The 22,424-nt window shown below is 62.7% G+C and carries 22 protein-coding genes; 12 read left to right on the forward strand and 10 right to left on the reverse strand.

What is annotated here, in order from left to right:
- Positions 1–18: 18 nt before the first annotated feature.
- The 3 genes from GLR48_RS05095 to GLR48_RS05105 are packed head-to-tail and all read left to right on the forward strand — an operon-like array spanning position 19 to position 3,571.
- Positions 19–1,194 (forward strand): glycosyltransferase family protein, encoded by a 1,176-nt coding sequence (locus GLR48_RS05095; RefSeq protein ID WP_237059294.1) that lies wholly within the window; start codon positions 19–21, stop codon positions 1,192–1,194.
- The gene (locus GLR48_RS05100) at positions 1,191–2,432 is read left to right on the forward strand and encodes a glycosyltransferase family 4 protein (RefSeq protein ID WP_237059302.1); all 1,242 of its coding nucleotides are present in this window, start codon (positions 1,191–1,193) and stop codon (positions 2,430–2,432) included. Before GLR48_RS05095 ends, GLR48_RS05100 begins: the two co-directional genes overlap by 4 nt.
- Positions 2,429–3,571: a glycosyltransferase family protein gene (locus tag GLR48_RS05105; RefSeq protein WP_237059303.1), complete on the forward strand. Its 1,143-nt coding sequence runs from the start codon at positions 2,429–2,431 to the stop codon at positions 3,569–3,571. The genes GLR48_RS05100 and GLR48_RS05105 overlap by 4 nt, the downstream gene beginning before the upstream one ends.
- Here the strand turns inward: GLR48_RS05105 and GLR48_RS05110 are convergent.
- The 3 genes from GLR48_RS05110 to GLR48_RS05120 are packed head-to-tail and all read right to left on the reverse strand — an operon-like array spanning position 3,568 to position 7,664.
- Positions 3,568–4,398, reverse strand: coding sequence for an MBL fold metallo-hydrolase (locus GLR48_RS05110; RefSeq protein WP_237059304.1), 831 nt, complete (start codon positions 4,396–4,398; stop codon positions 3,568–3,570). The genes GLR48_RS05105 and GLR48_RS05110 overlap by 4 nt on opposite strands.
- Positions 4,399–4,437: 39 nt before the next feature.
- The gene (locus GLR48_RS05115) at positions 4,438–4,914 is read right to left on the reverse strand and encodes a cyclic nucleotide-binding domain-containing protein (RefSeq protein ID WP_237059305.1); all 477 of its coding nucleotides are present in this window, start codon (positions 4,912–4,914) and stop codon (positions 4,438–4,440) included.
- Positions 4,915–4,955: 41 nt separating this feature from the next.
- Positions 4,956–7,664, reverse strand: coding sequence for an ABC transporter transmembrane domain-containing protein (locus GLR48_RS05120; RefSeq protein WP_237059306.1), 2,709 nt, complete (start codon positions 7,662–7,664; stop codon positions 4,956–4,958).
- Positions 7,665–8,042: 378 nt separating this feature from the next.
- Here GLR48_RS05120 and GLR48_RS05125 point away from each other — a divergent pair, with 378 nt between their 5' ends.
- The 9 genes from GLR48_RS05125 (at position 8,043) to GLR48_RS05165 (ending at position 17,887) form a co-directional block, all read left to right on the forward strand.
- Complete coding sequence (locus GLR48_RS05125) at positions 8,043–8,231, forward strand: hypothetical protein (protein ID WP_237059307.1); 189 nt, start codon at positions 8,043–8,045, stop codon at positions 8,229–8,231.
- A 22-nt stretch (positions 8,232–8,253) separates the two neighbouring features.
- Complete coding sequence (locus GLR48_RS05130; RefSeq protein ID WP_237059315.1) at positions 8,254–11,322, forward strand: formate dehydrogenase subunit alpha; 3,069 nt, start codon at positions 8,254–8,256, stop codon at positions 11,320–11,322.
- Positions 11,322–11,918, forward strand: a complete 597-nt coding sequence (gene fdh3B, locus GLR48_RS05135) for a formate dehydrogenase FDH3 subunit beta (protein ID WP_237059317.1) — start codon at positions 11,322–11,324, stop codon at positions 11,916–11,918. Before GLR48_RS05130 ends, fdh3B begins: the two co-directional genes overlap by 1 nt.
- The gene (locus tag GLR48_RS05140) at positions 11,915–13,153 is read left to right on the forward strand and encodes a formate dehydrogenase subunit gamma (protein WP_237059319.1); all 1,239 of its coding nucleotides are present in this window, start codon (positions 11,915–11,917) and stop codon (positions 13,151–13,153) included. Before fdh3B ends, GLR48_RS05140 begins: the two co-directional genes overlap by 4 nt.
- Entirely contained in the window at positions 13,150–13,293 is a 144-nt protein-coding gene (locus GLR48_RS05145; protein WP_178352731.1) for a hypothetical protein, read from the forward strand. The genes GLR48_RS05140 and GLR48_RS05145 overlap by 4 nt, the downstream gene beginning before the upstream one ends.
- A 109-nt stretch (positions 13,294–13,402) precedes the next feature.
- On the forward strand, positions 13,403–13,909 hold the full coding sequence (locus GLR48_RS05150; protein ID WP_237059321.1) for a 2Fe-2S iron-sulfur cluster-binding protein: 507 nt from the start codon (positions 13,403–13,405) through the stop codon (positions 13,907–13,909).
- Positions 13,906–14,889, forward strand: a complete 984-nt coding sequence (locus GLR48_RS05155; RefSeq protein WP_237059323.1) for an FAD binding domain-containing protein — start codon at positions 13,906–13,908, stop codon at positions 14,887–14,889. The genes GLR48_RS05150 and GLR48_RS05155 overlap by 4 nt, the downstream gene beginning before the upstream one ends.
- Positions 14,886–17,081: a xanthine dehydrogenase family protein molybdopterin-binding subunit gene (locus GLR48_RS05160; RefSeq protein ID WP_237059333.1), complete on the forward strand. Its 2,196-nt coding sequence runs from the start codon at positions 14,886–14,888 to the stop codon at positions 17,079–17,081. Before GLR48_RS05155 ends, GLR48_RS05160 begins: the two co-directional genes overlap by 4 nt.
- Positions 17,082–17,236: 155 nt before the next feature.
- Positions 17,237–17,887 carry a hypothetical protein gene (locus GLR48_RS05165; RefSeq protein WP_237059335.1) on the forward strand — a complete coding sequence of 217 codons (651 nt, stop codon included), beginning with the start codon at positions 17,237–17,239 and terminating at the stop codon, positions 17,885–17,887.
- 8 nt (positions 17,888–17,895) lie between these two features.
- On the opposite strand, the gene GLR48_RS05170 is transcribed toward GLR48_RS05165, so the two are convergent.
- From GLR48_RS05170 to pyk, 7 genes are all read right to left on the reverse strand, one after another.
- Positions 17,896–18,342 (reverse strand): ASCH domain-containing protein, encoded by a 447-nt coding sequence (locus tag GLR48_RS05170; RefSeq protein WP_237059337.1) that lies wholly within the window; start codon positions 18,340–18,342, stop codon positions 17,896–17,898.
- Positions 18,339–18,797 carry a hypothetical protein gene (locus tag GLR48_RS05175; protein WP_237059339.1) on the reverse strand — a complete coding sequence of 153 codons (459 nt, stop codon included), beginning with the start codon at positions 18,795–18,797 and terminating at the stop codon, positions 18,339–18,341. Before GLR48_RS05175 ends, GLR48_RS05170 begins: the two co-directional genes overlap by 4 nt.
- A complete protein-coding gene (gene pheS, locus GLR48_RS05180; protein WP_237059341.1) occupies positions 18,794–19,867 on the reverse strand; it encodes a phenylalanine--tRNA ligase subunit alpha in 1,074 nt (357 codons plus the stop codon). Before pheS ends, GLR48_RS05175 begins: the two co-directional genes overlap by 4 nt.
- A gap of 130 nt (positions 19,868–19,997) precedes the next feature.
- Positions 19,998–20,360 carry a 50S ribosomal protein L20 gene (gene rplT / locus GLR48_RS05185; RefSeq protein WP_072856922.1) on the reverse strand — a complete coding sequence of 121 codons (363 nt, stop codon included), beginning with the start codon at positions 20,358–20,360 and terminating at the stop codon, positions 19,998–20,000.
- Positions 20,361–20,372: 12 nt separating this feature from the next.
- Complete coding sequence (rpmI, locus tag GLR48_RS05190) at positions 20,373–20,573, reverse strand: 50S ribosomal protein L35 (protein WP_090188508.1); 201 nt, start codon at positions 20,571–20,573, stop codon at positions 20,373–20,375.
- 108 nt (positions 20,574–20,681) lie between these two features.
- Positions 20,682–20,906, reverse strand: coding sequence for a hypothetical protein (locus tag GLR48_RS05195; RefSeq protein WP_237059343.1), 225 nt, complete (start codon positions 20,904–20,906; stop codon positions 20,682–20,684).
- Between the two features lie 33 nt (positions 20,907–20,939).
- Positions 20,940–22,385, reverse strand: coding sequence for a pyruvate kinase (pyk, locus tag GLR48_RS05200; protein ID WP_237059352.1), 1,446 nt, complete (start codon positions 22,383–22,385; stop codon positions 20,940–20,942).
- Positions 22,386–22,424 lie beyond the last annotated feature (39 nt).

The following is a 22,424-nucleotide window of genomic DNA, read 5'->3' on the forward strand; positions in this document are numbered from 1 at the left end:
ACAGACAGGATATCCGCGATGCCCGACCGGAACCGCAATCATCGCGTCCTGATGTACAGCCACGACACCTTTGGCCTTGGTCATCTGCGCCGCTGTCGCGCCATTGCGCAGGCGCTGGTGCAGGACCACCGCGGGATGATGGTGCTGATCATTTCAGGGTCGCAGATCGCGGGGGCGTTCGATTACCGGGCGCGCGTCGATTTCGTGAAGATCCCCAGTGTGATCAAGCTGCGCAACGGCGAATATTCGTCGCTGTCGGAACACATTGATCTGGCCGACACGATCCACATGCGCCGGTCGATCATCCGGCACACTGCCCAATCCTTTCGGCCCGACATCTTCATTGTCGACAAGGAACCCATGGGGCTGCGCGGCGAGGTCGAGGAGACGCTGGCCTTCCTCAAGGACAGGGGCACCACGCTGGTTCTGGGGCTGCGCGACGTGATGGATGCGCCGCACCTGCTGGATGCCGAATGGCAGCACAGCGACATGATGGCCAAGATCGACCGCTATTTCGATCACATCTGGGTCTACGGTCCGCCGGATTTCTATGATCCCCTGACCGGGCTTGCTGTGCCGGACAACGTGCATGACCGGATGAATTTCGTCGGATTCCTGCAACGTAGCGCGCGCGGCGATCAACCCTCGCAGAACCAGCCAGAGGGCGACTACATCCTTGTGACCACCGGCGGTGGCGGCGACGGGGCCGACCTGATCGAAAACGTGCTGCGCGCGTTCGAACATGACGCAACCCTGACCACCCGCACGCTGATCGTGCTGGGACCTTACATGACCGCCGATCTGCGCGCCGGGTTCACCCAGCGCGGGACGGCCATTCCGCATGTCGACGTCATCGACTTCGACCCCCGGATGGAGGAACTGACCGCGAACGCGCAATCCGTCGTCGCCATGGGCGGCTACAATACCTTTTGCGAGATCCTGTCTTTCGACAAACCCGCCCTGATCGTCCCCCGCATCCTGCCGCGGGAAGAGCAGTTGCTGCGCGCCACCCGTGCGGCAGACCTGGGCATGGTCGACATGCTGCTGCCGCAGGACGCCGCGGACCCTGTCCGCATGGCGCAGGCCCTGCATGATCTGCCCCGCCGCAAGAAGCCGTCCGAAGGCTGGAGCGGGCTGACGCTGGACGGGTTGCACAACATCTCGGACCTCGTCGGCACGGATCTGGGCCGTTGACCGGCCCGCATCTGGTCGTGGTGGTCAAAGGCTACCCGCGCCTGTCCGAAACCTTTATTGCGCAAGAGTTGCGGGGACTTGAATTGGCGGGCTTCGATCTGACCATCGTGTCCCTGCGCCACCCGACCGACAAGAAGCGGCACCCGGTCCACCAAGAGATCGAGGCGGATCTTCTGTATCTGCCGGAATATCTGCATCAGGAACCGCTGCGCGTGTTGCGCGGTCTGCTGCAGGCGGTCAGGCATCCCGGTTTCTGGCGGTTGCTGCCCTCTTTCGCGGGCGATCTGCGTCGCGATCTCAGTCGCAACCGGCTGCGGCGGCTGGGGCAGGCGGCCGTGCTGGTGCGTGAATGGCCCGGCGATGCCGGGCTGTTGCACGCGCATTTCATCCATACGCCGGCCTCTGTCGCCGACTATGCGGCGCGGATCAGGGGGATGGGCTGGTCCGTTTCTGCCCATGCCAAGGATATCTGGACGCAAGGCGACTGGGAATTGCGTGGCAAACTCGCGCGTGCCCGGTGGGCCGTCACATGTACCGCCAGCGGCTTTGCCCATCTGCAAAGCCTCGCCATCGATCCGGGCCGTGTGCATCTGAGCTATCATGGCCTGAACCTGGATCGGTTTCCCGCCTTTGACGGTGCACGACCGGCCCGTGACGGGCGCGACCCGTCGGACCCCGTGCAACTGGTCAGCGTCGGCCGTGCCGTCCCGAAAAAGGGATACGACGTCCTGCTGCATGCGCTGGCCCGCCTGCCCGCCGATTTGCACTGGCATTTCGACCACATGGGCGGCGGCGGTGATCTGGCGCAGTTGCAGGCGCTGGCCGATGATCTGGGGATCGCCGACCGCTGCCGGTGGCGCGGTGCTGTCGATCAGACAGACGTGCTGGCCGCCTACCGCGCTGCGGATATCTTTGCGCTGGCCAGTCGGATCACTGCGGATGGCGACCGTGATGGCTTGCCCAACGTGCTGGTCGAGGCAGCCAGCCAGAAACTGGCCTGCGTGGCGAGCGATATTTCGGGCATCCCGGAACTGATTTCTGACCCCACATTGGGGTGGCTTGTCCCGCCAGAGGACCCCGCAGCGCTGGCGCTGACATTGCAAGAGGCGATCACCGACCCGGATTTGCGTGCCGCAAAGGGTGCGGCCGTTGCGGCCAAGGTGCGGGGGCATTTCGACTATCGCACCAGCATCGACCAGTTGGTGAAGCTGTTCGACGCCACAGGCATGCAGCCATGACCGATCTGCGTGTCTTGTTCTACGTTCAGCATCTTCTGGGGATCGGCCATCTGGCGCGCGCCAGCCGCATCGCAAAGGCGATGGGCGACGCCGGGATGGACGTGACGATGGTGACAGGCGGCATGCCCGTGGCAGGCTTTCCGGATGCTTCCGTCCAGCACATCGCCTTGCCGCCCTTGGCGGTCGGTCCCGACGGCTTTGCGGGCATGGTCGATGCAGACGGTCAGCCCGCGACCGAGGCCTACCTGTCGCGTCGCCGCGACCTTTTGCTGGCCGCCTTCGCGGACATCCGACCGGATGCCGTCATCACCGAGGCGTTTCCGTTTGGCCGGCGCCAGATGCGGTTTGAACTGCTGCCCCTGCTTGATGCCATCGCCGCGGTGCGACCAAGGCCGCTGCTGCTGGCCTCGATCCGCGATATCCTGCAGGCCCGCGCCAAGCCGCAGCGGGATCAGGACACCGTCAATCTGGTGCTGACGCATTACGACCGTGTTCTGGTGCACGGCGATCCGGCTTTTGCCGCCTTGAAGGATTCGTTCCCATTGGCCGAGAAGATCGCGCACCGCGTCATTCACACTGGGCTGGTCTGCCCGCCCGCGCCCGATCCGTCCGCAGAACGCTTTGATGTGGTGGTTTCCGCCGGTGGCGGCGCCGTCGGGGCGGCCTTGGTGCAGGCCGCGGTTGCGGCAATCCGGCTGCGCCCCCGTCTGGGGCCGTGCTGCATCATCGCCGGGCCGAACCTGCCAGAGGCGGATTACGACGCATTGATCGACACCGCGCCGTCCAATGTCACGATCACCCGGTTCCGCACGGATTTCGCATCGCTGCTGGCCTCCGCCCGGCTGTCGGTGTCTCAGGCAGGTTACAATACCGTCGCGGACATCCTGCAAGCCGGGTGTCGCGCGCTTCTGATCCCGTTCGCGGCCGGAGGAGAGACGGAACAGACCCAGCGCGCGACCTTGCTCAGCCGCGCCGGACGGGCCATCATGCTGGCAGAGGCGGATCTGGACGGCCCCGCCATGGCCGCGGCCATGGACCGGGCGCTGGCGCAGGATCCATTGGCGGTGACGGCTTTGGCCGCAACGGATGGAGCGGCCCGCACGGCGGCGATCCTGAAGGATCTGGTGTCGCGGCACTAGACCTCGACCACCTGAAAGTCGCGGGCGAAAAAGGCGCCGGGGAACAGCGCCTGTGCCTCGGCCTCCATCGCTGTCAGGTCGTCGTCACTGCGGAATGTCGCGTGATGGACGAATCCGATCCGGGCCGCACCTGCGGCCTGTGCCAGCCGCAGGCCCTGCTGCCAGGTCGAATGGCCGAACGTGCTGTGGCTGGGAAACTCCGCGTCGGTAAAGGTCGCATCGTAAAGACACAGGTCCGCGCCAGCCATCAGCTGCAGCGCCGTGGGGTCCAGCGTGCCGGGGGTGTGATCGGTATCGAAGACCAGCGCCATCACCCGTCCGGCATAGGAAATCCGGTAACCGGTGGCACCGCCCGGATGGCTGAGCAGCGCCGTTTGGATCGTGATGTCCGCAGCCGGAGAAAGGGTGTCGCCGGGTCGGAAATCACGCGTCTCGATCCGGGCCGTGAAAACGTCGGGACCGACGGGAAAGAAGGGTCGCCGCATGAAATCCGCCAGCATGGCCTGCGTCGTGGTGCCATCCGCAAGACCGGACCAGATGCGGATCGACCGTTCCGGATCGAAGAGCGGGCGGAAGAACGGCAAGCCGACGATGTGGTCGTAATGGCAATGCGTAAAGAACAGGTCGATATCGCGATGGCCATCGTCCAGCATGGCCCGCCCCGCGACTGGCAGTCCAGACCCCGCGTCGAACATCAGCACCCGGTCCCCGCAGCGCAGTTCCATGCATATGGAGTTGCCGCCGAACAGGGCAGTCTGCGCCGTCGCCATCGGCATGCTGCCGCGCGCGCCCCAGATCTTCAGCGTGAAGCGGGCGGTGTCATCCATGCTGGCGCTTGCCGCCACCGGCGTCTGATACGGTGATCGTCAATGGACCGAATGATTCGCGGCAGTGCGTGCCGCGGCCAGTTCCGCAGTCAGGGTGGCGGTCGTATCGCTGAGCCTTGCGGCCAGAACCCGCACGATTTCCAAGGTCATTTCCGGGAAATCCAGTAGCAGCTTGACGAAATTTTCCTTGCTGATCCGCAGCGCCTCGACCGGGGTGACGGCGCGGACGGTGGCGGTGCGCGCAACGTCGCAGAGGATCGCGATTTCGCCGACCATTGCGTTTTCAGCCACTTGCGCGACGCGCAACTCGCCCTGCGGTGTCGTCACCATCACGTCGGCCTGCCCCTGCAGGATGACATAGGCGGCGTCACCGTCATCGCCCTGATGGAACAGCACTTCGCCAGCGCGATAGGCCACGCGGTCAGAGGTATAGGCCAGCAGACGCAGCTTTGCCGATGCCATGCCCGCAAAGATCGGCACCTGCCTGAGCATCTTGACTTCATCGTTCAGCAGCACGCGCAGGTTTCTCCCGCTTTCATGGTGGTCCGTTACAGATATTATGACGCGATCATATCACTGAAGATACCGTTACTTTCCGCAAGTTCGTCCGGTGTGCCAACCTCTGCCAGCTTGCCGTCGCTGAACACAGCGATCCGGTCGAAGTGCCGCGCCATCTGCGGGTTGGACAGTGTCCACAGAACGGCTGGCGTCCGGCGCGCGGTCCGCAGACGATCAAGCACGCGGGTCAGGATAAGATCTTGCGACCGATTGTCCAGCGCGGTCAACGGGCGGTTGAACACGTAGTAATCCGATGGCCGCACCAGCGCCCGCGCCAGCGCGACCTTCTGGCGCTGTGCCGCGCTCAGGCGGCGACCGCCGGTTCCCACGTCAAAGCCGAGGCCGATGGTCAGCACCTCCTCGAACGCGCCCTGCCTGCGCAGCAGATCAAGGATCGCCGAGCGGATCTGATCCGCCCCGTCGCGGTATTTCTGGCTGACCCTGCCAAACAGGATGTTGTCCATCAGTGTCGCGGTATCGGTGAAATGTGCGGGGTCGTAGATTTCGATGCCGGGCTTCAACCGGTCCGGGATCGAATCGTGAAAGAATTGCCGGAACGCGACGACTTCGACCATCAGGGCGTCGTCCAGCAGACCGAAACGGTGACGTGGTTCGATGTATTCGAACGCCAGACTGACCATCATCGCACGATCGGCGTCGGTCACGGTGCCCGCGGGCTTGTCGAATTTCTGCAACAGGGCCTGATAGGTCGGAATGTCGTCGGGCGACATGAAGGTCATCTGGCGAAAGAACGGGTGATCGGCGGGCAGGTCTGCAAACAGGCCGATCACGTTGCGGGCGATTTCGGTGCCGATGGCGCAAAGCTTTTCGTAAAGGCCGGCCTGTTCCAGCAAGCGGCGAAAGAATGCCGTGCGCTCTGCCGGATCGGTCAAGGCAGAGGACGGACGCAGGCGACCGAACAGCAGGTTTTCCAGAACCGTCGCCTCAGTGTTGTATGTGTCGGGGGCGAAGGGGACGATCAGTTCGGCCAGACCGCCCTGTTCGAGTTCGGCACGCAACTGACCGCGAATGGCGACGATCTGGGTTGCCAGATCCGGATGATCCACCTCTGCCACCGTGGAATAAAGCGCCAGGTCCTGCAGGTCGCGGGTCATGTCGACGCAGTCCAGCACGCCCAGCAAATGGTGCGACAGGCCTTTGGGTCCGTCAAGATCGAGCGCCGCGTAGTCGATCCAGTCGGCATCGCGGTCAAAGTCGGGGTTGCCCGATATTCGGGCCTCGTTCAGTTGCCAGCGCCGCGCGGGTGAGGGCGTGCTGCCGTCGGGATCCGGGGGACTGTTGCGCAGGCCGTAGGTCAGGTTGTCGATCAGGCTGCCGGACAACAGCGGGCTGTCGCCGCCGGCATAGCTGATCGACCGGCCTGTGACGGCCTCTGGCAAGGACAGCAAACTGGTCTGTCCGGCCACAATGCGCCCGCTGCTGGGCCAGATCTGCCGCGCGAAAAGATCGGCAAAGGTTTCGCTGCCGGATCCCGCCGGTCCGATGACGGCCAGTGCCTCTCCGGGATTGAGCGTGAAATCCGTATGATCGAGGCTGACGACGCCGCCGTCGTCCACGACGCGCACGCCGATCGCGGCCAGCGGCGCGCCCAAAGGGTCCGCCACGCGGTGCACCGCGTGCAGGTCGGACGCGATCATGTTGTCGACGGCAAACTGACCGATCACCTGCTGATACTTGATCTCGACGTCCTGGCGGTTCTGGTCCCAGTCGATCAGTTCCTTGAGCGGACCCGGCAGGTTCGAATAGGCGCCGATCACGGCGACCAACTGACCGATGTCCAGATAGCCCGTCAGCGCAAGATAGCCGCCAAGGCTGTAGAAGATGAACGGCGCAAGGGACGCGAGGAAGTTGTTGATGAATTTGACCAGAAACTTCCACTGGTAGATGTCGTAGCGGATGGTGAAGATACGCCCCAGCCGGGCCGAAATGTCGGCACGCTCGAAATTCGAGGTATCGTTGGCGTGAATTGTGCCGATGTTCTCCACGATCTCGCCGACGCGCCCGGACAGTTGTCGCGCGGTCAGCTGGCGTTCACGCCCCAGCACCAGCAGCCTGCGCCGCATGCGCGGGATGATCAGGATCTGCGCGCCGATCAGGGCGGCGGTGATGCCGCCCAGCATCACGTTCTGTACGAAGATGAACACCAGTGCCGTGATCGCCTGACCGCCCAGCAGGGCAGGGGATACGAAGGCATCGCCGGTAAAGCCGCCCATCGGCTCGACCTCGTCCTTGATCATGCTGGCGATTTCGGGGCTTTTCAACAGTTTGAACGTCGCGGGCGGAAACCGCAGGACGTGATCGACCAGCGCATACCGGATCCGGCGCAGCAGCCGTTCGCCCAGTTTGCCCTTGTAGGCGTTGATGTAGAACTTGAAGAGCCCGTTGACGACGACCAGCAACAGGAACACGCCGCTGAGGGCAAAGAGCATATGCACCCGGTCAAGCGTCAACCCGGGGAACAGGACGATATCGCTCGTGCCCGGCAGAGGAAGCGCGATCCGCAGGAATGTCTGCGTCGCATCCGCCGTTTCGAACCCGTCACCCTGAATGGGGCCGTTGACGATGGTTTTGGGCAGGCTGAAGGCCATATAATAGGGGATCATCGACGCCGCGACGACGCCAAGGATCCACAACTGCTGACGCCGCGTATGTTCCCAGATGTAGCGCGACAGACTGGCGTCAAACACGGTGACGGGCCCCCTGTGGTGCGGGCCGTGCTGACGCTTTTGTCGTCGGGATGAGGGTGAGCGGCATCTGCATGTCATTTCACTAGCGCAAGTCTTGCAGCGAACACAGTCCAAGATGTGCGGCCGGTGCGACGGACTGCGACGGTGTGGCCCATCGATCAGGTGCAATCGTGCGGCCACGGTCATGTTTTTTCCCCGGTGCGGCGGATCGTCCTGATCCGCGCGACACCCCGTCCGGCGATTGTGCCTGTCATCCCAATGGGTAAAAGACCGTAACTGATGTGCGACAGATCAGGATCTGGTGGCATAACCGTGGGTTTGACCTTGCCGCCCTGCCGCATTTCTATAAACTCGGTCCAATCCCAAGAGGTGAGTTCAATGCCCGATACACCCGATCCGATCCGCCGCCGCCTGCTGGCGGGTGTGCCGCTGGCCTCTGTCAGTCTGGCGCTTGGTGCCGGCACGGCAGAAGCTGCTGCACCCATCGTTCTGCCCGTCGATCCGCGCCAGCCACAATTCGTGACCACGGATCACGTTGCCACATACTATCGGCTGTCCCGCAGCTGACCCCCAACAGGAAGACCTTGTGATGTTGCGTCGCCGTACAACGACTCCGACCGTCTCAACGCCCCGTGTGGGCAGCACCCGACGCGAATTTCTGCGCAATTCCGGACTGGCCGGACTGGCACTGGGTGCCGTCGGCAGCAGCGCGGGCCGGGTCGTGCAAGCCCAGACCGCCCCGGCGACGCCGTCGCTGTCAACGACCTACCACAAGACGATCTGCCAGTTCTGCTCGGTTGGTTGCTCGCTTTGGGCAGAGGTCGAAAATGGCGTCTGGGTCGGGCAGGAGCCTGCCTTTGAATCCCCGATCAACCAGGGCACGCATTGCGCCAAGGGTGCCGCCATGCGCGAGATCGCGATCGGTGACCGCCGTCTGAAGTATCCCATGAAAAAGGTCGCCGGCGAGTGGACCCGGATCAGCTGGGATCAGGCGATCAGCGAGTTGGGCGAGAAGCTGAACGGTATCCGCGAGGAGTTCGGGCCTGACTCGGTGTACTGGCTGGGATCGGCCAAGTTTTCCAACGAGCAGAGCTACCTGTTCCGCAAGCTGGCGGCCTTCTGGGGCACCAACAACGTCGATCACCAGGCGCGGATCTGCCACTCGACGACGGTGGCCGGTGTGGCGAACATCTATGGCTACGGCGCCATGACCAACACCTTCAACGACATCCGCAACGCCAAATCCATCCTGATCATCGGCGGCAATCCCGCCGAGGCGCACCCGGTATCGATGTTGCACGTCCTTGCGGGACGCGAGAACGGCGGCAAGATGATCGTCGTCGATCCCCGCTTTACCCGCACCGCCGCCCACGCTGACGAATATGTCCGCATCCGGCCCGGCGCCGACATCGGCTTCATGCTGGGTCTGGTCCGCGAGATTTTCGCGAACGGCTGGGAAGACAAGGAATACATCAAGAGTCGTGTCTGGGGCATGGACCAGATCCGCGAAGAAGTGCAGCACTGGACGCTGGAAGAGGTCGAGCGTGTGTCCGGCATTCCGGCAGAGCAGACCGCCCGCGTCGCCCGCACGCTGGCCGAAAACCGCCCCGGTACGCTGATCTGGTGCATGGGACTGACGCAGTCCACCGTCGGGTCGTCCAAGACGCGTGCCGCCTCTATCCTGCAACTGGTGCTGGGCAACATCGGCAAGAAGGGTGGCGGCGCCAACATCTTCCGCGGCCACGACAACGTGCAGGGTGCGACGGACCTTGGCGTGTCCTGCGACTCGCTGCCAGCCTACTACGGCCTGTCCAAAGGCGCGTGGAAGCACTGGAGCCGCGTCTGGGACGTGGATTACGACTACATGCTGTCGCGCTTTGCATCAGAAGAGTTGATGCAGGCCGAGGGCATGCCGCTGTCGCGCTACATGGATGCCATTCTGGAACCTGCCGATAACCTCGATCAGCCGAACCCGGTCAAGGCGATGATGTTCTGGGGCCATGCCGCGAACTCCATCACCCGCGGGCCAGAGCAGCGCGAGGCGATGGACAAGGTCGATGTGCTCTGCGTCATCGACCCGCACCCGACGCAGGTCGCGATCATGTCCAATAAGCAGGACAACGTCTATCTGCTGCCTGCGTCTTCGACCGCCGAAATCCACGGCTCTGTCACGAACTCCAGCCGGTCGCTTCAGTGGCGCGAAAAGGTGTTCGATCCGCTGTTCGAGGCGAAAAGCGATTACGAGATCACCTATCTGTTCGCGCAGGCCTTCGGGTTCGCGGACGAGATGTTCAAGCACATCGGCGTCCAGAACAACGAACCGATTGCAGAAGACATGCTGCGCGAGATCAATAGCGGCACCTGGACGATCGGCTACACCGGTCAAAGCCCGGAGCGGTTGAAACTGCACATGCAGCATCAGGACAAGTTCGACAGCATCACGCTGAAGGGCATGTCGGAACCGGTGCTGGGCGAATACTACTGCCTGCCTTGGCCCGCATGGGGCAACCCGCAGGACGCGCACCCCGGCACGCCGATCCTGTATGATGCCTCCGTCCCCGTGGCAGAGGGCGGCTTGCCGTTCCGCGCCCGCTGGGGTGTGGAACGCGAAGGCGAGAACCTGCTGGCCGAGGACAGCTGGACACCCGGGTCCGAGATTCAGGACGGCTATCCCGAAGGCACGCTCGGCATGATCGAGGCGCTGGGCTGGGCGAATGAATTCACACCGCGCGAACGGTTGATCATTGCGTCGATCGGCGCGGACCGGTTCAGCCATGACATGCTGTCGATGGACGATGCGGCGGCGCAGACAGCGCTCGATGCGTTGTCTGCCGACTTTGCTGATGCGGCGCGGGCGCAGTTGGGCGACGTCAGTGGCGATTTCCCGGGCTACCCGGACAACGCCCTGACTGCCATCGCGGCCTACTTGCTAACGCAGAAACCAGACGGATCGAACGTTGACGGCGGTGGTAACAATCTGGCCGACAAGGTCCGCGGCGTGAACTGGAAGACCGACCTGTCGGGCGGCATCCAGCGCGTCATGATCGCGCACGGTCTGGCGCCCTATGGCAACGGCAAGGCGCGGACGGTGGTCTGGACGTTCCCGGACCCGATCCCGAAACACCGCGAGCCGTTGCTGACTGCGCGCCGCGACCTGCTGCCGGAATACAAAACCTACGAGGATCAGCGCAAATGGCGGGTCCCGGTTCTGTATGAAAGCATCCAGAACGTCGACTACGCCAAGGATTTTCCGATCACGCTGACCTCTGGCCGGCTTGTGGAATTCGAGGGTGGCGGCGACGAGACCCGGTCGAACAAGTGGCTGGCCGAGTTCCAGCAACAGATGTTCGTCGAAATCAACCCCGCCGACGCGGACCGTGCAGGCGTGACCGACGGCAACGATTGCTGGGTTGCATCACCTAACGGTCGGATCAGGGTCAAGGCGCTGGTCACCCCGCGCGTCGGTGAAGGTACGGTGTTCCTGCCATTCCACTTTGCAGGTTTCTGGATGGGTGAAGACCTGACCACGAAGTACCCCAGCGGCACCGAACCCTACGTCTTTGGCGAAGCGACGAACACGATCCAGACCTACGGGTATGATATCGTGACACAAATGCAAGAAACTAAGGCAACACTCTGCCGGATCGAGGCTGTCTGATGGCACGTTTGAAATTCCTTTGCGACACGGACCGCTGCATCGAATGCAACGCCTGCGCCACATCGTGCAAGAATGAACACGAGGTGCCCTGGGGCATGGTGCGCCGCCGCGTCGTGACCATCGACGACGGCCAACCCGGAGAGAAATCCGTCGCGATTTCCTGCATGCACTGCACCGATGCGCCCTGCGTCGCGGTCTGCCCGGTCAGCACCCTGTATCAGACCGACATCGGCGTCGTTCTGCACAATAAGGACACCTGCATCGGCTGCGGTTATTGCTTTTACGCCTGCCCCTTCGGTGCGCCCCAGTTCCCGCGCGCCACGCTGTTCGGCACGCGCGGCACGATGGACAAATGCACCTATTGCGCCGGTGGTCCCGAAGAAAATGGATCAGAGGCGGAGTTCAAGAAATACGGTCGCAACCGCATTGCCGAAGGCAAGCTGCCGATCTGCGCCGAGGTCTGTTCGACCCGCGCGCTGCTCGCTGGTGACGGTGACGTGATCGGCGAAATCTACCGCGAGCGCGTCGTGGCCCGTGGCTTCGGCTCCGGTGCATGGGGCTGGAAAACTGCATATTATCCGGAGCAGGGCGCATGAGCGACGAGGTCATTGTTCACGGGCGGGATTTCACCCGCTACCGGATTGGCGGCGCGATCGTCGCCTTTATCCTTGCCATCGCGCTGGTGTGGCAGATCTACGAGATCTTCGACGGCGATGCCCGCACGGTGCCAGAGGTCCGATGGGGTGTCACCGAATACAACGGCAAGCAGATGGGCGCGCAGGATGCGGCCAGCGGCCTGCTAACCGGCGTGGCCCTTGCGGACCGCACGACGTTCCAGGCGGAACGTTACCAAACCGGTCCGTCGCCCGATGCAGCGCGGCCCGACTACAGCGTCGTGCCGGACACGATGATGACCAACGCGCCGATGGCAAACGGTGACAAGTTCACCGAGAGCTGGTCCATCTACGGCGATAACACTGGCGCCATGCTGCGTCCGGCAGAGCGCACGGTCGGGATTTCATCTTTGCCTTACCCGAACGCGGCGTTGTTCGAACGTCCCTTCGGCCGTGACTGGCGGCTGGGTGTTGCCGACATCGCGACACATCTGGGCGCGATGGCGATCCTTGGCATGGGCTTTCTGCTGGCGCTGATCCTTGCTGTCCGCGGTCGGGTGCCGATCGCCCATGGGCGCAGCAAACACACGGTTCGCCGCTTTAACCTGTTCGAGCGGGCGACACATTGGCTGACGTCTGTCAGCTTTATCGGGCTGGCGCTGACCGGTCTGGTCATCGCCTTCGGCAAGACGCTGTTTGCGCCTTTCGGCGAGGCGGCTATCGGCGCTGTCGGCTGGATTTCGACATGGGGCCACACGATGTTCTTCCCGTCCTTTGCGATCGGGATCATCCTGATGGCGGTCATGTGGATGGGGCGCAACATTCCTGAAAAGCGTGACCTGCACTGGCTGCGCCATCTGGGTGGCATGGCGACGGACGGCGGTCATATTCCCGCGAAAAAGTTCAACGCCGGGCAAAAGCTGATCTTCTGGTCTGCGATCCTTGGTGGTGCGCTGATGGTCGTCAGCGGCGTGACCCTGATGTTCCCCTACTACTGGGCGACGCTGGGGACGCTGTCCTGGGCCATGCTGATCCACGCCATCATCGGTCTGCTGCTGATCGCGATCTTTATCGGCCACATCTACATCGGAACCGTCGGCATGCAGGGCGCGTTCTGGGCGATGTGGGGCGGTCAGGTGGACCGCAACTGGGCCAAGGAACACCACGAAATCTGGCTTGACCAGATCGAAGGACGCACCGGAGGGACCTACAAATGACCGCGTTTCTGATGGGGGCCGGCACGGCAATTGTCCTCGCGACCCTGACCTTCTTTGCCATGCAGGCCGGAACCGTGGCGATGACGGCGCGGTTCGATTCCCCGAACCTGCATTTGACGGATTACATGCTACCAGATTGACGCAGCCCCCGCATTTGCGGGGAACCTGCGGGCCTTTCGGCGTGTTGGAGGATCATGCGGCAAACGAGTGTTTTGCCGCACTGACATTCCCAACACGAAGGACGGCCCGATGAAAACGAGCCTTACGATCAACGGCGAGGTTCATGACCTTGAAGCCGACAGCCGCACCACGTTGCTCGACGCGCTGCGCAATCATCTGGACCTGACCGGGACGAAAAAGGGCTGCGATCACGGCCAATGCGGCGCCTGTACGGTCATCGTCAACGGCCGCCGCATCAATTCCTGCCTGTCCTTGGCCTGCATGCACGACGGTGACGAGGTCACGACGATCGAAGGTCTGGGCCAGCCCGGCAATCTGTCCGACCTGCAAGCCGCGTTCGTCAAGCACGACGGCTATCAGTGCGGCTACTGCACCCCGGGCCAGATCTGCTCTGCCACGGCCATGCTGCAAGAGGTCAAGGACGGCTGGCCCAGCCATGTCAGCGCCAGTCTGACCGGCGACTACGACCTGACCGATGGCGAGATTTCAGAGCGGATGTCAGGCAATCTGTGCCGCTGTGCGGCCTATCCGAATATCGTCGATGCGATCCGCGATGCGGCGGAGGCCGGCAAATGAAGCCCTTTGACTACATCCGCGCCGAAGATACTGGTCACGCCACCAGCGCTGCCGCGCAGGGCGCCACGATCATTGCCGGCGGCACCAACCTGCTGGACCTGATGAAGCTGGAAGTCATGCAGCCGGACGCGCTGATCGACATCAATCGTCTTGAGCTGAAGGAAATCTCCGAAGTCGACGGCGGTCTGCGGATCGGCGCCCTCGTGACGAATTCCGATCTTGCTGCGGATATGCGGGTGCGTGAAAGCTACCCGATGCTCAGTCAGGCCCTGTTGGCGGGCGCCTCTGGCCAGTTGCGCAACAAGGCGACGACCGGCGGCAATCTGCTGCAACGCACGCGGTGCTATTACTTCTATGACACGGCGATGCCCTGCAACAAGCGCGAGCCCGGCACCGGTTGCCAAGCGATGGAGGGTGCGACGCGCCTGCACGCCATACTTGGCGGCAGTGATCAATGCATCGCGACCCACCCCAGCGACATGGCCGTCGCCATGCGCGCCTTGGACGCCGTGGTCGAGATCGAGGCGGGGACCGGAGAGACGCGCCAAGTGCCATTGTCCGCATTCTACCTTTTGCCGGGCGACACCCCGCATATCGAGAACGTGCTGCACAAGGACGATCTGATCACCGCCGTCATATTGCCAGCCGCCCCCAAGGGCCAGCAGACCTATCGCAAGGTGCGTGACCGTGCGTCCTATGCCTTTGCCATGGTGTCAGTCGCGGCGCGGGTCGAGATGGACGGCGACACCGTCAAGGACGCGTCGCTTGCGTTCGGCGGGATCGCTCCGCAGCCGTGGCGGGATGCGGACGCAGAGGCCGCGCTGATCGGTCAGCCGGCCACGATGGATACCTTCAACGCGGTTGCCGATATCCTGCTGAAGAATGCCGACCCGAAGAAGGACAATGCCTTCAAGGTGCCGCTGGCGCGGCGCACCCTGATTGCGACACTCAAGGAACTTTGCGGAAAGGACGTCGCATGAACGCCCACCTGAAAATGGACAAGCCGGACCATCGCAACCGGCTGGACGACATGGCGCAGGGCCTGTTGCACACCGGCATGGACCGTCCCGAGGGGCCGTTGAAGGTCACCGGCACGGCGACCTACGCCCACGAGGATCATCAGGCCGGCATGCTGCACGGTGTGTTGGTCCGTGCCACGATCGCACGCGGTACGCTGGACAGCGTCGATGCGGCCACGGTCGAAAAGATGCCGGGCGTGCGCAAGGTGATGTATGGCGACAAGTTCCTGCGTAATCCGGCGCAGGGCACGGCGAACGAGGCCCCGGTTCAGGGCAGCAAGGAAATTTACTACATCGGCCAGCCGGTTGCCCTGGTCGTGGCCGACACGTTCGAACAGGCGCGCCACGGCGCCCAGTCGCTGGACCTGAAGATGACGGGCAAGACGGCTGTGACCGATCCTGACGCGGAGGGTGCCTCTGTCGAGACACCCAAAGGCAAGCAGTCCAGCATGGGCGATCTTGATGCCGCAATGAAGGACGCGGCGTTCACGGTCGAGGAAACCTACACGACGCCCGGCCACACCTCGGCCCCGATGGAGCCGCATACGGCGATTGCGTGGTGGGAAGACGACAAGCTGATGCTGCGCGCGACGTCGCAGATGCTGAAGTACAACGTAAATGAAATCGGGGATTCCGTCGGCATCGCGCCAGAAGCGGTGCATCTGATGGCGCCCTACGTCGGCGGCGGCTTCGGGTCCAAGCTGGGCATCTCTCCCGATGCGGTCGCGGCCGCGCTGGCGTCGCGCGAACTGGGTGTGCCGGTGTCTGTCGCGATGTCGCGCCAACAGGTCATGGAATCGACCATGCGTCGGTCCGAAACCGTCCAGCACTTTCGTCTGGCCGCTGACAAGGACGGCAAGTTGACCGGCATCGGCCATCGCGCGCGTGTGTCGCAACTGCCTGACGAAAGCTTTGCCGAGCCGGTCACGCAGGCGACCCCGTTCCTTTACCGTGGTGAGAACCGCGAGATCGGGATGGAGATCGTCCGCGTCAATTCCACCTGCGCCGGATCCGTCCGCGCACCGGGCGAGGCGGTGGGCATCACGGCGCTTGAAATCGCGATGGACGAACTGGCCGTGAAGGCGGGTATCGACCCCGTTGAATTGCGCAAGCTGAACATTCCCGACAAGGATCCCAGCGACGGGCGCGATTTTTCGACCCACATGCTGGCAGAGGCGCTGGATGACGGGGCTGCGACCTATGGCTGGGCCGATCGCAAGACCGGTCAGACGGACGGCGACTGGATGATCGGCCATGGCATGTCGTCCGCCGTGCGGGTCAACATGATCGGCGAAAGCCATGCGCGCGTGACGCTGAACCCCGATGGCACCGTCCTGATCGAAACCGACATGACCGATATCGGCACCGGGACCTATGCGATCTTGACCCAGATCGCCGGCGAAATGCTGGGTGTTCCGCAGGACCGGATCGAGACGCGTCTGGGCGACAGCAACCTGCCGAAATCCGCTGGGTCCGGCGGGTCATGGGGGGCATCTTCGGCCGGGTCGTCGGTGTTCCTCGCCTGCGAGAAGCTGCGCCAGGAAATCGCCAAGAAGCTCGGCTGTGACGAAGGCGACCTGACGCTGAAGGATGGTGTGGCAACGGCTGCGAACACGCAGACTCCGCTGACCGACCTGATCGGCGACAGCCCGATGGAATCGACCGGTGTCATCGAGGCTGGCAAGACGATGAAGGACGTCCGGCAGGCGACCTTCGGTGCGTTCTTCTGCGAGGTCGGCGTGAACCGGGTGACCGGGGAAACGCGGATTCGCCGGATGCACGGCAGCTTTGCCGCCGGGCGTATCCTGAACGCCAAAACCGCGCGGTCGCAGTGCCTTGGCGGCATGACCTTCGGAATTGGCATGGCTCTGACGGAAGAGCTTATTCACGATGCCCGCGACGGTCACATCGTCAACCGCGATCTGGGCGAATACCACATCCCGGTCAATGCCGACGTACCGCAGCTGACCGTGACCTTTCTGGAAGAGCGTGACCCCTATGCCAACCCCATGCAGGCAAAGGGTATCGGAGAGTTGGGCATCTGCGGCGCCGCAGCCTGCATCCTGAACGCCATCCATGATGCGACCGGTGTGCGGGTGCGTGATCTGCCGGCCACGATGGACAAGATCCTGCCTGGCCTGCCCGACCTGTGATGAAAACGCGCCGCCTGCGTTAGCGGGCGGCGCGATATCTTGGCGTCGTGTGCCGTACGTCGGACAAGAACGGCCGGCCGCGACGATGTGATATCGCATACCCACCGGCCTTGGCGTATGTTGCGGCAACTTCTCCGTTTACATGGATGACACAGATGCTTCGCCTGCCGCTGATTGCTGCCCTCGCCACCCTGCTTGCCGGTCCCGCGCTCGCGGCCCAGCAGAACTTTGCCATGATGCTGGGCAATCGCCAGTTGGGCACCCTCGCGTTCGACGGCAGCGGCAAGGACGTTCACCTGTTGTCGCGCCTCGACAACACGCCCCTCGGCGTGGCCGATGGCACGTTCGAGGCCGTGACTCGCGCCAAGGGCGACACGATCGAATATCTGGGCGTCAACCGTGGCAGCAAGACCCGCGACATCGCCGTGACCCGTGAGGGCACTCAGGTCACCGCCGTGACCGTGACGCCGGCGGATGAAATGACGGTCCTGTCGGACATCTCGAAGGTGCCGGCCGGGACGTTGACCACGGCAGAGGCTTTCGGTGTCTTGGCCAACGGCAAGACCTGCCCCAACCCCCTGACGATGTACGATGGGCGCCGCGTCGTGCAGATGGCAACGACCGCCATGGACACGACCGGAGAGACGGTGACCTGCGACATGTCCTACCGCGTCATCGCGGGCAAAGGCCATTTGTCGCCGTTCAACTTCAAATCGCTGTCCATGACGGCGATCTATCAGGCGGGTGCCTTGGCGCAGATCACGGTCAGCGCCGGGGGGTTCAATCTGAACCTTGTCCGCCGGTAAGGCGCGGATTACAGGCTGCGCCCGTCCAGATCCTCGACCAGTTCGAAGAATTCGAAGACCAGCGGCATGTCGTCGGACCAGCCGCCGTTGCGCTTGAAATAGGCCTCCTTCGAGGTCAGCCAGCCTTGCAGCGTATAGGTGCTGCTTTCGGCCTCGGCCATGGCCTCGGTCACGTCGCAGAATTTGACGTGTTCGACGCGGGTCGTGCGGACCACAAGAGCGGGCGACCCACCCCAATTCGCCGCGATATCGCAGCGACCCACGACGGGCATGGCGTCTGGGTCGTCCTTTATGTCGCGGTAGGGCGCACAATTCGCCGATTTCAGACCTTTGCGGACCAGTTCGATCTGCGCCTGACACTCGGCCTTGGTGTTGCCGAATTTGAACGTCCCGGCCCCGGGGTAGAGGTCGTTCAGGTCCACGATGGCGTCGTAGTCGTCGTCTTTGGCTGTCATTTCTTGGGTTCCGACGCTAAAACTTCTTTTGGAATCTCGATTCTTGATTTCCCATTGTAACCGAAGGCTGACCAAGCAAGGCAGTCTCTTCTCATCTCCAAGATTAAATCTGTATGAGCTTGTGACACTCTTTTGTATTCTGGATGCAATACAGCGGAATCAGGTCCTAGCTTTCGATCAACATCCTCGTAGATATTCAGATAAATTGCTGTGGCTTGTGCGACTTTCGGTGCAGCAAAAAGCAGAAATGCGCCGTGGACAGACGACATCTTTTCACGGCGCTCAATCGCCTGATCATCAGAATCAATTAAATACACCTCGATTGGCTTAGGGTAATTGTTTAGTAGGGCTTCGTATGTCCTACGTTTCTCAGCGAGAATAATTTCTGACTGATTGAAAACCCTGCCAAATATAAATCCAATAATTGTTAGTACTAAGCCTCCAAACCAAATCACCTGCTCAACCCACCCCGCAACGTTGGCACATCCAGCGCACGAAAGCCGTAATGCCGCAGCCAGCGTAGGTCGCTATCGAAGAAGGCGCGCAGGTCGGGGATGCCGTATTTCAGCATCGCGATGCGGTCGATGCCCATGCCGAAGGCGAAGCCTTGCCACTCGGTCGGATCGACCTTCGCGGCTTGCAAAACCTTGGGATGCACCATGCCGCTGCCCAGAATCTCCAACCAGTCGTCACCTTCGCCGACCTTCAACGTGCCGCCTTCCCATGAACAGCGGATATCCACCTCTGCCGAAGGTTCGGTGAAGGGGAAGTGTGACGCACGGAACCGGATGTCGACGTTATCGACTTCGAAATAGCTTTTGACGAACTCCTCCAGCACCCACTTCAGGTTCGCCATGCTGATGTTTTTGTCGATCGCCAGACCCTCGATCTGGTGGAACATCGGCGTATGGGTCTGGTCGTAGTCGGCGCGGTAGACACGGCCGGGGCAGATGATGCGGATCGGCGCGCCGGACGCTTCCATGCTGCGGATCTGCACGGGGGACGTGTGTGTGCGCAATACGGCGGGGGGGCGGTCATCGCCTGCCGCCCGCTTCATATAGAAGGTGTCCATCTCGGCCCGGGCCGGGTGGTGGCCGGGGATGTTCAGCGCGTCAAAGTTGTACCAGTCGCTTTCCACCTGCGGCCCTTCGGCCACGGCAAAGCCCATGTCGGCAAAGATCGCGGTGACCTCCTCTGTGACCTGGCTGATCGGATGGATCGTGCCCGCCGGGCGGCCGCGTGCGGGCAGCGTGACGTCCAGCCATTCGTCGCGCAGGCGCGCGTCCAGTGCGGCATCGCCAAGGGCGGTCTTCTTGGCGACAAGGGCCGAGTTGATCTCGTCCTTCAAGGCATTGAGTGCGGGGCCGGCCGTCTGCCGTTCCTCGGGCGTCATCTTGCCCAACTCGCGCATCTGAAGGGAAATCTCGCCCTTCTTGCCGAGGGCCTGCACGCGTAGATCCTCGATCGCGGCCTCGTCAGAGGCGCCCGCGATCAGGCCCAGGTATTTCTGCTTGAGATCATCCATCGCACCGCTCCGCGCCCGCGTCAAAAGTTGTCTGGTGAATAGGCGTTCCACCCCTGCGCCGCAAGGGCGGGGCACTGAAACGACAAAGGCCGCCCCGAAGGACGGCCTTTGCAAAAGTCTTCGGGTCCGATCAGGCGGCCAGGGCGTCCTTGGCCTTGTTCACGATCGCCGCAAAAGCGTCGGGTTCGTGCACGGCCAGATCGGCCAGAACCTTGCGGTCCACTTCGATGCCGGCCAGCGACAGGCCGTTGATGAAGCGGGAATAGGTCATCGCCTCGTCCACGGAACGCACACCGGCGTTGATCCGCTGGATCCACAGGCTGCGGAAGTTCCGCTTGCGGACGTGCCGGTCGCGGGTTGCATACTGGTTTGCCTTGTCGACGGCCTGCTTGGCGACCTTGAAGGTCTTGGAGCGACGGTCGAAATAACCCTTGGCAGCGTCGAGAACTTTCTTGTGCCGACGGTGCGTGACGGTTCCACCTTTAACGCGCATATCAAATTCTCCTTATCGTGCGTAGGGCATCATGCTCTTGATGATCTTCGCATCAGGAGCTGACAAAAGGGTCGTGCCGCGTGCGTCACGAATGAATTTGGTAGTGCGCTTGATCATGCCGTGGCGCTTGCCGGCCTGACCTGCCTTGACCTTGCCACTGGCTGTCATGCTGAACCGCTTTTTGCAGCTCGATTTCGTCTTCATCTTCGGCATTTCCGTCTCCTCTGGGGTAGCGGTGAACGCACGACTCGGCATGCCATATTGGCCGGACGCGCGGGTTGAGCGGGCCGTATAGACCCCGGTCGCAGGAATGGCAAGCTGTCAGCGGGTAAAGCCGGCGACGACACGCATGAAAACGTCCGGCACAGCGTCAAGGGTGTAGGACATCGGCCGTTCCCGCACCGCGTAGCCGATCATCAGCGCGCCGATCAGCACGATCAGAGAGGGCGCGCGCGGCGCGCGCCCATCCATGAAGGCGCTCAGGATGGCGGGAATCGCCAGCACACAAATCACGACACCGACGATGAAGATCAGGTCGGTGTCCATGTTTTTACCCTCGTGGCATGCTCTGTCGCAACTTTATTCAGAATCAGAGGCGTAAATCAACCTTTCTGCGCAAGGCGCTACACGCAGAATGTTGGTTGAGCCGGGGGTATTGAAGGGCACGCCGGCGGTCACCACGATCATGTCGTCTTCTGTGGCCATGCCTTCTGCCTTTGCGGCGCGCACCGCGGCGATCACCGCATCCTTGAACCGGTCTACCGCGCCCGTCATCACGCAGTTCGTGCCCCAGGTCAGGCACAACCGGCGCGCGGTCCGCATTTCGTTTGTCAGCGCCAGGATCGGCACGCGGGGCCGTTCGCGTGCCACCAGCAATGCCGTCGTGCCCCGTTGCGAAAAGCAGACGATGGCCTTGATGTCCGCCGTCTCGGCAATCTCGCGGGCGGCCGCGACGATGCCGTCGGCAACCGTGGTGCGGGCGGCGCGGCGGCTGCTCTCGATGATCTCGGTATAGGTCGGGTCGGCTTCGACCTCTTTTGCCACGTTGTCCATGGTCTGCACCGCCTCGATCGGGAAAGACCCGGCGGCGGATTCGGCGGACAGCATGATCGCATCGGCGCCTTCATAGATGGCGGTCGCCACGTCCGACACTTCGGCACGGGTCGGCATCGGCGATTCGATCATCGATTCCAGCATCTGGGTCGCCACGATCACCGGCTTTGCGGCGGCGCGGCACTTGCGGACCAGTTGCTTTTGAATCGGCGGCACGTTCTGCACCGGCAATTCGACGCCCAGATCGCCGCGCGCCACCATGATGCCGTCGCTAACCGCGAGGATTTCGTCAAAGACCTTTACCGCGTTCGGCTTCTCGATCTTGGACAGGATGGCGGCCCGGCCCTTGGCCAGCTCGCGCGCCTCGGTGACGTCAGCGGCGCGCTGGACGAACGACAGCGCAAGCCAGTCCACACCCAGCTCGCACACGAATTCCAGATCCTTGCGGTCCTTGTCCGACAGGGCCGCCAGCGGCAGCACCACGTCCGGCACGTTCACGCCCTTGCGGTTGGAAATCACGCCGCCGACGATAACCTCGCAATCGGCGAAATCAGCGCCACACTCCTTGACGCGCAGCTTGATCTTGCCGTCGTTCACCAGCAGGTGGGCGCCCGGCTCCAGCGCGTCGAAGATTTCCTTGTGCGGCAGCTTCACGCGGGTCGCATCACCCTCTTCGTCCTTCAGGTCGAGGCGGAAGGACGCACCGACAACCAGATCTTCCTCGCCATTCTTGAACACACCGACGCGCAGCTTCGGTCCCTGCAGGTCAGCCAGAATGCAGATCGGGCTGCCCAGGTCTTCCTCGACCTGGCGGATCATCGCGTGGCGCACACGAATCTCTTCGTGGCTGCCGTGGGACATGTTCAGGCGAAACACATCGGCGCCGGCCTCGTGCAGCTTCCGGATCATCTCGTATGTATTCGAAGCCGGGCCGAGGGTGGCGACGATCTTGACGTGGCGATTGCGTTTCATCGGAGTTCTGTCCCTTTTCGCTGCGGAATAGGTGGGTGT

The sequence above is a fragment of the Loktanella sp. M215 genome (genome assembly GCF_021735925.1).
Lineage (GTDB): Bacteria > Pseudomonadota > Alphaproteobacteria > Rhodobacterales > Rhodobacteraceae > Loktanella.

Coding starts and splice junctions, on each gene's coding strand:
- GLR48_RS05145 (WP_178352731.1), top strand. CDS start 13,150: ATGACCGCGTTTCTGATGGGGGCCGGCACGGCAATTGTCCTCGCGACC.
- GLR48_RS05105 (WP_237059303.1), top strand. CDS start 2,429: ATGACCGATCTGCGTGTCTTGTTCTACGTTCAGCATCTTCTGGGGATC.
- pyk (WP_237059352.1), bottom strand. CDS start 22,385: ATGAAACGCAATCGCCACGTCAAGATCGTCGCCACCCTCGGCCCGGCT.
- GLR48_RS05165 (WP_237059335.1), top strand. CDS start 17,237: ATGCTTCGCCTGCCGCTGATTGCTGCCCTCGCCACCCTGCTTGCCGGT.
- rpmI (WP_090188508.1), bottom strand. CDS start 20,573: ATGCCGAAGATGAAGACGAAATCGAGCTGCAAAAAGCGGTTCAGCATG.
- fdh3B (WP_237059317.1), top strand. CDS start 11,322: ATGGCACGTTTGAAATTCCTTTGCGACACGGACCGCTGCATCGAATGC.
- GLR48_RS05130 (WP_237059315.1), top strand. CDS start 8,254: ATGTTGCGTCGCCGTACAACGACTCCGACCGTCTCAACGCCCCGTGTG.
- GLR48_RS05095 (WP_237059294.1), top strand. CDS start 19: ATGCCCGACCGGAACCGCAATCATCGCGTCCTGATGTACAGCCACGAC.
- rplT (WP_072856922.1), bottom strand. CDS start 20,360: ATGCGCGTTAAAGGTGGAACCGTCACGCACCGTCGGCACAAGAAAGTT.
- GLR48_RS05155 (WP_237059323.1), top strand. CDS start 13,906: ATGAAGCCCTTTGACTACATCCGCGCCGAAGATACTGGTCACGCCACC.
- GLR48_RS05110 (WP_237059304.1), bottom strand. CDS start 4,398: ATGGATGACACCGCCCGCTTCACGCTGAAGATCTGGGGCGCGCGCGGC.
- GLR48_RS05195 (WP_237059343.1), bottom strand. CDS start 20,906: ATGGACACCGACCTGATCTTCATCGTCGGTGTCGTGATTTGTGTGCTG.
- pheS (WP_237059341.1), bottom strand. CDS start 19,867: ATGGATGATCTCAAGCAGAAATACCTGGGCCTGATCGCGGGCGCCTCT.
- GLR48_RS05140 (WP_237059319.1), top strand. CDS start 11,915: ATGAGCGACGAGGTCATTGTTCACGGGCGGGATTTCACCCGCTACCGG.
- GLR48_RS05170 (WP_237059337.1), bottom strand. CDS start 18,342: ATGACAGCCAAAGACGACGACTACGACGCCATCGTGGACCTGAACGAC.
- GLR48_RS05160 (WP_237059333.1), top strand. CDS start 14,886: ATGAACGCCCACCTGAAAATGGACAAGCCGGACCATCGCAACCGGCTG.
- GLR48_RS05125 (WP_237059307.1), top strand. CDS start 8,043: ATGCCCGATACACCCGATCCGATCCGCCGCCGCCTGCTGGCGGGTGTG.
- GLR48_RS05150 (WP_237059321.1), top strand. CDS start 13,403: ATGAAAACGAGCCTTACGATCAACGGCGAGGTTCATGACCTTGAAGCC.